Raw genomic sequence first — 7,628 nt, 5'->3', positions numbered from 1 at the left:
TAATAACCCTAAAAGTCAACGTCATTAAATTGCCGTTAACATAATCGAGTCACTGGCAAAAAGTGGCTTTGAGACGCTAGGCTATTTCGGGTATATCATCAGCGATAAGTGCGCGTCTCTAAATAAGACAATGCAACCAAAGTCCGCACGGCGTGGGCTTTGTGAATCTTTTCGCAAGTCACTGGGCATTGAGAATAAAACAATGGCGGAGAGGCAGGGATTCGAACCCTGGGAGGGGATAAACCCTCAACGGTTTTCAAGACCGCCGCTTTCGGCCGCTCAGCCACCTCTCCGTAAAAGCTGGTATAATACGCAATTTTCAGAAAAATGAAAAGCCTTTTATTAAGAAAAAAACAATATAAATTTCTTTGATTACTATTTCAATGCTTTAGAGCTACCCTTCCTTTTAATTCCCTGCATTGCCTGCCTTTGTTTATTGTTTTTTGCCTGAGGTATGCCCCGTTTTATTTGTTACTGAGTTATAAACCTTCATAAATAAAATTGAGGATGCTAAAATTAATGTAATGGCATTTGCATAGATAATAGCCTTATCCTCAAGGTATAGTCCATAAATTAGCCATAGTAATACGCCCAATGTAAAAGTAGCATACATACCTAAAGACAAGGATTCTGTATCCCTTGTTTTAATCGTCATAATGGCTTGTGGCAAAAACGAGCTCGTCGTAAGTGTGGCCGCTACGTAGCCTATAATTTCCGGCGTAATCGTCATCATTTTATATCGTCTTTCCTGCGGCGATGATCCTGATCCTCAACTATCTCATTAATGATTTCATTATCGGGGGTTAGTGCTGGGAATACGTGATTTTTTTCCCAATATAGACCTAACCAGATAAAAGGAAGGGTTATCAGTAAATCGATGGCAAAATGCGCTTCCATTAAGATGGTTAGCCCAGCTGTAACAAATAGTAAGGCCCCAATTAAATAAAAGCGAAAACCTAAGACTATGCCACTTAAAAACATAGTATGCGCCAGTATAATGTGGATAGTGATTGCAGCAGCGAGAGCTTTCATCATCTCTGCATGCCAGGTTAAAAATACGAGTAATATTGCAAAAAAAGCACTACCCCAGAATAGTATCTGATGTTTAATTAAGTTCTGCGTTTCAAATCCAGTGGCTAAGCGCTTGGTTTTTTCGCTCAATATGGAACAAAAAAAGAATACAGGTGACATTAATAGCCAATACAAAACCCCTGCTCTATCAGAGACCTCTATTAATACCTCACCAAAAAAACATAACAATATTAAACTAATGAAAATTATTTCGTTAATATAGATATGGTTTAATGCTGCTGCCATATACCCTTTAGTATTACTGCTTTTCTGTTCATTCATAGAAAGTACCTCTGTTATATAACTTTGGAAAATTGTTGCGTTTTTGTATTAAGGTAACGATCAAAAGTCATACAAATATTACGAATTAATAAGCGCCCTGCTGTTAATACGTATATGCCTTTTTCATCCATTGTCAATAACCCATCAGTTTGCATTGTCTGTAATACGTTTAACTCATGGGAAAAATAGTCTTTAAATTGAATAGCATATTGCTGCTCAATTTGTTCAAATGATAAAGAAAAATGACAGATTAACTGGGTAATCACCCCGCGACGTAGCTTATCATCGTCATTTAAGATAAAGCCTTTAAATATAGGTAACGCGCCTTTACTAATCGCTGCTTCGTAAGAACCTAGATCTTTAACATTTTGTATATAGCTATCAGCCACACGCCCTATCGAAGTAATACCTAAGCCAACCAGGTCACAATCCGAGTGGGTAGAGTAACCTTGAAAGTTTCGGTATAGTTTATTTTCTCGTTGCGCGATTGCCAGTTCGTCATCTGGTTTGGCAAAGTGATCCATACCAATATAAATATAGCCCGCTTCCTGTAGGCGTTGCATAATCATCTGCAGAATATCCAGTTTAACTTCCGCACTGGGCATATCTACTTCATTAATTTGCCTTTGTGTTTTAAATCGAGCAGGAAGGTGCGCGTAGTTAAAAATTGAAAATCGATCAGGTGATACACTGAGAATTTTATCTAGAGTAAGCGAAAATGATGCAACAGTTTGTAGAGGTAATCCGTAAATTAAATCAATACTGGTTGAACGAAAACCTTCTTTTCGTGCTGACTCTAATACGGTAAAGGTCTGCGCTTCTGACTGAATACGATTAACGGCTTGCTGCACGGCTGGATCAAAATCCTGTACACCTAAGCTAATACGATTAAAGCCTAATTCGCGTAGTTGTTTAATAGTTTGATCATCGGTCGCCCGTGGGTCAATTTCTATCGAGTACTCACCACTATCATCATCTTTTTTTAAATTAAAATGCTGACGTGTTGCAGCCATTAGGCGACTCATCTGATCGTAATCTAAAAAGGTAGGTGTTCCCCCACCCCAGTGTAGCTGGTTAACTGTGCGTTTTTTATCAAATAGCTCACCCTGAAGTGCTATTTCCTTAAATAAATTTGCCAGGTAAGGTTCTGCATGTTCTCTGTTTTTTGTAATAATTTTATTACAGGCACAGTAATAGCAAACGGTATCGCAAAAGGGAATATGAAAATACAGTGATAATGGCCCGCCACGCGCATTAGATAATGCTATCTGCTGCTTATAGTCTTGCTCGCTAAAACCGTCATGTAGTTCTAAAGCAGTGGGGTAAGAAGTGTAACGTGGGCCCGATTTATCGTATCGATTTATTAGGTCAAGGTCGAATTTTACAGATTGGTCCATTATATTATTCTGATTAGGATGAGCAAAGCCTACCGAGCCCATCAATTATCGCTTTAATGGGTATGGGATAATTCCCTTTGCCCATCCTACATTGTTATACTTCGCGCGGTCACCGCTACAAAATCCGCATCTGTAATCGCGCGAAGTATTAACAGGATTAATTACAACTCGCGTGTTGCACTAAATTTAATATCAGGCCAACGCTCTTCAGTCAGTTGTAAGTTAACCCGACTAGATGCAAGGTAAACTAGAAATCCCCCTCCATCTTCAGCTAAATTATCGAATGCTTTCTTCTTAAATTCTTCTAGTTTGCTGGCATTATCAGAGTTTACCCAACGCGCCGTATTAATTGAAACATTATCATAAACACATTCCACATTATATTCGCCTTTTAAGCGAAAAGCAGTAACATCAAACTGAAGTATACCGACCGCACCTAAAATTAAATCATTATTTTTCAAAGGCTTAAATAACTGAGTAGCGCCCTCTTCTGTTAATTGCACCAGGCCTTTTTGTAATGCTTTACTGCGTAAAGGATCTTTAAGCACCACACGACGAAAAAGTTCAGGAGCAAAATAAGGGATACCCGAGTATTTCAGCACTTCGCCTTCGGAAAAGGTATCACCCACCTGAATAGTTCCATGATTATGCAGGCCGATAATATCACCTGAATAAGCCTCTTCTATATTTTTTCGACTCGCCGCTTTAAAGGTTATCGCATTACCCACCTGAATTTTCTTACCTATACGCACATGATTAATTTTCATGCCTTTATCAAACTTACCCGAACAGACTCTTAAAAAAGCAATTCTATCCCGATGCGATGGGTCCATATTTGCCTGAACTTTAAACACAAAGCCGGTAAATTTTTCTTCCTTAGCACTCACGAATCGTTGGTCAGCCTCTCGTCCTTTAGGTGCAGGTGCATAATCCACAAAGGCATCCAGCAATTCCAGAATACCAAAATTATTAATTGCTGAACCAAAGAAAACCGGTGTTTGAGTGCCTGCTAAATAGGCCTCTAAATTAAACTCATGACTTGCGCCTTTAACTAATTCAATTTCTTCGCGTAATTCTTCCGCCTGATCACCCACCAAAGCATCTAACTCAGGGTTATCCAGACCTTTGATAGTCTCACCCTGCATGATCTTACCGCCATGCGTCGCACTAAATAAATGTACGGTATCTTCATATAGATGGTACACGCCTTTAAAGCGCTTCCCCATGCCGATTGGCCAGGTTATTGGAGCGCACTCGATATTTAATACCGATTCGACCTCATCCAGCAGCTCAATCGGATCTTTACCTTCCCGATCCAGCTTATTAATAAAGGTTAAAATCGGTGTGGTGCGCAAACGACACACTTCCATTAATTTAATGGTACGATTCTCAACGCCTTTCGCTACGTCAATCACCATTAATGCAGAATCAACAGCAGTTAAAGTACGATAAGTATCTTCGGAGAAATCCTCATGCCCTGGCGTATCCAGCAAATTCATGATGGCATTTTTATGCTCAAACTGCATCACTGACGTGGTTACGGAAATACCTCGTTGCTTTTCCATTTCCATCCAGTCCGAGGTTGCATGTCGGTCTGCTTTACGTCCTTTTACCGACCCGGCTTGCTGTATCGCACCACCAAATAATAATAACTTTTCTGTTAAGGTCGTTTTACCCGCATCGGGATGCGAGATGATAGCAAAGGTTCTTCTCCTATCGATTTCGTTAGTAACATTTACATCTGACATTGTGTCTTTTTCCTGGTTTGTACACGTATGAGTACAATAAATAATGTAATTCAAAGCCCTGAATTTACAAGCCCGTCAGTTGCTAAGCAATGACATCTTTTACCAAAGCAATCTTAAATAAAAAGAACATTATACCTGCTTACCTACATGTGTATAAAGCCTGCCCTAGATTGTTTTATTCAGTTTTGAAATGATTCAAGATAATTGGTGCTGCACTAATGTGAAATAGCTCAGTTACAATCGTTTGCACTTATGCTTGCAATAATTGCCTAGAGGCTTGTAAATAATTTTATATCAACGACCTGCCGCAACCGTGAAATAATTCGTTATCCAGTTTAACAGTGACACTAAAATCAAATATTTCATCGCTGATAATATTCTGACAGGGAGTACCGATAATGGTGATCACTATGCTATGTTCGTCATTGCTGGCTGTATAGATAGTTTTACCAGTGCTTACTTCAGTATTTATGTCTGGATTGGAAAATAAATACTGCTTTATCTGCAGCAAATAATCGGCAAAGATAATATTGTCTCCTTGCACGATTTCTAAAATCCAGCTGGATTGATTACCCAGAGCTCTAAAATCTACACCGTTCAATTTAGCACGCACCCAGATAGCTTTATCTGAATTATTGATACACCCCTCATGCATTATCGAATTAATTTCTAGATTGGCTTTAGTATCTTTAAGCCATAATGTAGCGTCTCTGTTACTAAATTTAGCGCCTGTTAAGGAAAACGCATGGGCTAATTTTATCGTCTGCTCAGGAAAATATAGTCTGGCTACATTGTCCTTTACACCAACTGTAAACCGATAATTATCTGGGCACTCATAGACATAGGCTTGTATTTGAGTTTCATTAACTGTACCGATATGCACATATTGCAAAGCGCCATTGACCTCAGCGCATGAGGTTAATACAGAAGATAAAAACAACCCTATAACAAGGGAATAAACCTTATTCAATTGCACAATATGAACCCTCTATAGTTGATGCCAAAATTGCGGAATTTAGGAAAGCATGTGCTTAACACAGTAAAGTTACATTTTTCGCCGCGCATAGAGTAACGAAATTGAAACAAGAATGATCAAGGTTGCTAATGAGATTTCTAGCATGAGAAAACTGGCTATTTTAAAATAAGCAAAATCAGGATGCACAAACCGGACTAGCCATCCTGCAACCTCATCAGCTATAGCTGACAAATAAACGAGTGCACTCAGCCATATTTTAACCAGCACCGATAAGTTAGTCATAATCATTAAATGAGTCAACGTCAGTACAAGTAAGCCCATAGAAAACACATGATAATGAGAAACTTCTAACATACTCTGATAGCTTTTGGGCTGGGCAAAATCTTGTTCTGAACCTAAGTAGTAATTAACCACTGAAACAGGCGTTAAATCCATCTTATGAAAATACATTAGGCCATTACTAATCCAGAGTAGCAGGATGTAGCCTAAAAACATCAAAATTAATGAGTTGAGTAATAGCTGACGATTTTGTTCACCGGTGACGAAAAAGCGCATTACTGTTTCTCTAACACATTAATTTGATAAACTGCTAACACCTTACGCACACTGTCTATCGCAGATCGACTACTTAAAGTGGCACCAGAAATACCTTGTATTTTAGCTCTAAAACTAATATCTTCCAGAGGTAAATTAAACATCTGCGCATACCAACGTTGCGAAGGCTGATATTCAGGTGGTTCATGAAAAGCTAGAGTCTGCACTTGTGTTAATTGACCTTGCGCATTTAGCACGATTAACAAAGTTTCAGGCTTGGGCGGGGAGTCGCTATTTTTGCGAAAGCTTGTTTTGGGCATCCCAGCCCAAGCAAGCAGCAAAAACTTAACGCGACCACTTATGCCTCCGGCGGCCCCGATGCGTCCTCGTCACCTCGTCCCGACCCAACAAGGGGTCGGAACATAGGCTCCAAATGACTTGACGCCGTGTCGGATGGCCTTTTATTTTGTCTCCACCTTCGCTAACGCTCAGACTCCGACAAAACAACGGCCCTACGGCTATCGCGGACTAAAAATCATCACTTCGCTTAGGCTACGTTTCCCTGATTTTCAGCGTTTGATAAACTGCTAACACCTTACGCACACTGTCTATCGCAGATCGACTACTTAAAGTGGCACCAGAAATACCTTGTATTTTAGCTCTAAAACTAATATCTTCCAGAGGTAAATTAAACATCTGCGCATACCAACGTTGCGAAGGCTGATATTCAGGTGGTTCATGAAAAGCTAGAGTCTGCACTTGTGTTAATTGACCTTGCGCATTTAGCACGATTAACAAAGTTTCAGGCTTGGTACGAACCTTATGTGTTTCTATCGCTGCATAGCCTATAAGTTCACCCGCTTTTTTACCCACATAAAAGGTGAACAAAGCCGAGTCAACTTTAACTCGCGCTAATTGCTGAATTTTCTCGACATCTGAATCGGTAAGAAATAATGACATCATTTCAACTGTTGCTTCAGAGCCAAATGCAAGCTCCATTGCTTCTTGTTTACTGTAGTAAATTTTGGCATAAGCAGGTATTGCCATAGCTAATGACAAGATCAAAAACAATAGCAGATAACAACTTTTTAAAAATTTCATTTTAATACTCAGGGTGGCAAACATAATGCTCTTTAGAAAATCCGCAACCATTATCATGCGAAGTTTACTTGATTGATTAAATAAAGAAGTAAGCTAAATAGGCTGTGAAAGCATTCTATTATTAACCTTCCCCCTCCCTTAACTGAGGAGCGGATTTTATTGAATACTTACACGGCCTATTTTAGCCTACCACCTTGTTTTTTTAACTACGGTATTGCTTTTGTAAGGGGGGCTAAAACCACACTTTACATTTCGTATAAACTATTTCCTGGTTACGTGCGACTCTCAGCCATATTACAATAATACTTGAAACATTAGTATGTTAAAAAACTCGTCATTCCCGAAGTCTACCCACGTCAAGCGTGGGCACAAGCTTTATCGGGAATCTTTGTCTAACCCACGAGATTCCTGCTAAAAACATGCAGGAATGACGCAGTGTAGCTGAGAGTTTGGGTAATCAGGAACTATTTTATGCAAATGCGGGGAGTCGCTATTTTTGCGAAAGCTTGTTTTGGGCAT

General features: G+C 39.5%; 8 protein-coding genes and 1 tRNA gene. All 9 read right to left on the bottom strand.

What is annotated here, in order from left to right:
* Positions 1-203 precede the first annotated feature (203 nt).
* Positions 204-293, bottom strand: a tRNA-Ser gene (locus tag CDZ78_RS14435).
* A gap of 140 nt (positions 294-433) precedes the next feature.
* Positions 434-730: a SemiSWEET transporter gene (locus CDZ78_RS14430; protein ID WP_087870640.1), complete on the bottom strand. Its 297-nt coding sequence runs from the start codon at positions 728-730 to the stop codon at positions 434-436.
* Positions 730-1,353, bottom strand: a complete 624-nt coding sequence (locus tag CDZ78_RS14425) for a hypothetical protein (protein ID WP_087870637.1) — start codon at positions 1,351-1,353, stop codon at positions 730-732. Before CDZ78_RS14425 ends, CDZ78_RS14430 begins: the two co-directional genes overlap by 1 nt.
* Before the next feature lie 14 nt (positions 1,354-1,367).
* Positions 1,368-2,750 (bottom strand): oxygen-independent coproporphyrinogen III oxidase, encoded by a 1,383-nt coding sequence (gene hemN, locus CDZ78_RS14420; RefSeq protein WP_174664585.1) that lies wholly within the window; start codon positions 2,748-2,750, stop codon positions 1,368-1,370.
* Between the two features lie 161 nt (positions 2,751-2,911).
* Entirely contained in the window at positions 2,912-4,498 is a 1,587-nt protein-coding gene (locus CDZ78_RS14415; protein WP_087870636.1) for a peptide chain release factor 3, read from the bottom strand.
* A gap of 289 nt (positions 4,499-4,787) precedes the next feature.
* Positions 4,788-5,474 (bottom strand): MliC family protein, encoded by a 687-nt coding sequence (locus CDZ78_RS14410; protein WP_087870635.1) that lies wholly within the window; start codon positions 5,472-5,474, stop codon positions 4,788-4,790.
* A 69-nt stretch (positions 5,475-5,543) separates the two neighbouring features.
* Positions 5,544-6,029, bottom strand: coding sequence for an Aq_1264-related membrane protein (locus CDZ78_RS14405; protein ID WP_087870634.1), 486 nt, complete (start codon positions 6,027-6,029; stop codon positions 5,544-5,546).
* The gene (locus CDZ78_RS14400; RefSeq protein WP_140414079.1) at positions 6,029-6,328 is read right to left on the bottom strand and encodes an FMN-binding protein; all 300 of its coding nucleotides are present in this window, start codon (positions 6,326-6,328) and stop codon (positions 6,029-6,031) included. Before CDZ78_RS14400 ends, CDZ78_RS14405 begins: the two co-directional genes overlap by 1 nt.
* A 232-nt stretch (positions 6,329-6,560) precedes the next feature.
* Complete coding sequence (locus CDZ78_RS14395) at positions 6,561-7,109, bottom strand: FMN-binding protein (RefSeq protein ID WP_174664584.1); 549 nt, start codon at positions 7,107-7,109, stop codon at positions 6,561-6,563.
* Positions 7,110-7,628 lie beyond the last annotated feature (519 nt).

Origin of the sequence: Bathymodiolus platifrons methanotrophic gill symbiont (genome assembly GCF_002189065.1) — a bacterium.
Classification (GTDB): domain Bacteria; phylum Pseudomonadota; class Gammaproteobacteria; order Methylococcales; family Methylomonadaceae; genus Methyloprofundus.
Note: the sequence above shows the minus strand (reverse complement) of the source record. Positions and strands in the feature narration are given on the sequence as shown.

Coding starts and splice junctions, on each gene's coding strand:
- CDZ78_RS14400 (WP_140414079.1), bottom strand. CDS start 6,328: ATGCCCAAAACAAGCTTTCGCAAAAATAGCGACTCCCCGCCCAAGCCT.
- CDZ78_RS14425 (WP_087870637.1), bottom strand. CDS start 1,353: ATGAATGAACAGAAAAGCAGTAATACTAAAGGGTATATGGCAGCAGCA.
- CDZ78_RS14415 (WP_087870636.1), bottom strand. CDS start 4,498: ATGTCAGATGTAAATGTTACTAACGAAATCGATAGGAGAAGAACCTTT.
- hemN (WP_174664585.1), bottom strand. CDS start 2,750: ATGGACCAATCTGTAAAATTCGACCTTGACCTAATAAATCGATACGAT.
- CDZ78_RS14405 (WP_087870634.1), bottom strand. CDS start 6,029: ATGCGCTTTTTCGTCACCGGTGAACAAAATCGTCAGCTATTACTCAAC.
- CDZ78_RS14430 (WP_087870640.1), bottom strand. CDS start 730: ATGACGATTACGCCGGAAATTATAGGCTACGTAGCGGCCACACTTACG.
- CDZ78_RS14395 (WP_174664584.1), bottom strand. CDS start 7,109: ATGAAATTTTTAAAAAGTTGTTATCTGCTATTGTTTTTGATCTTGTCA.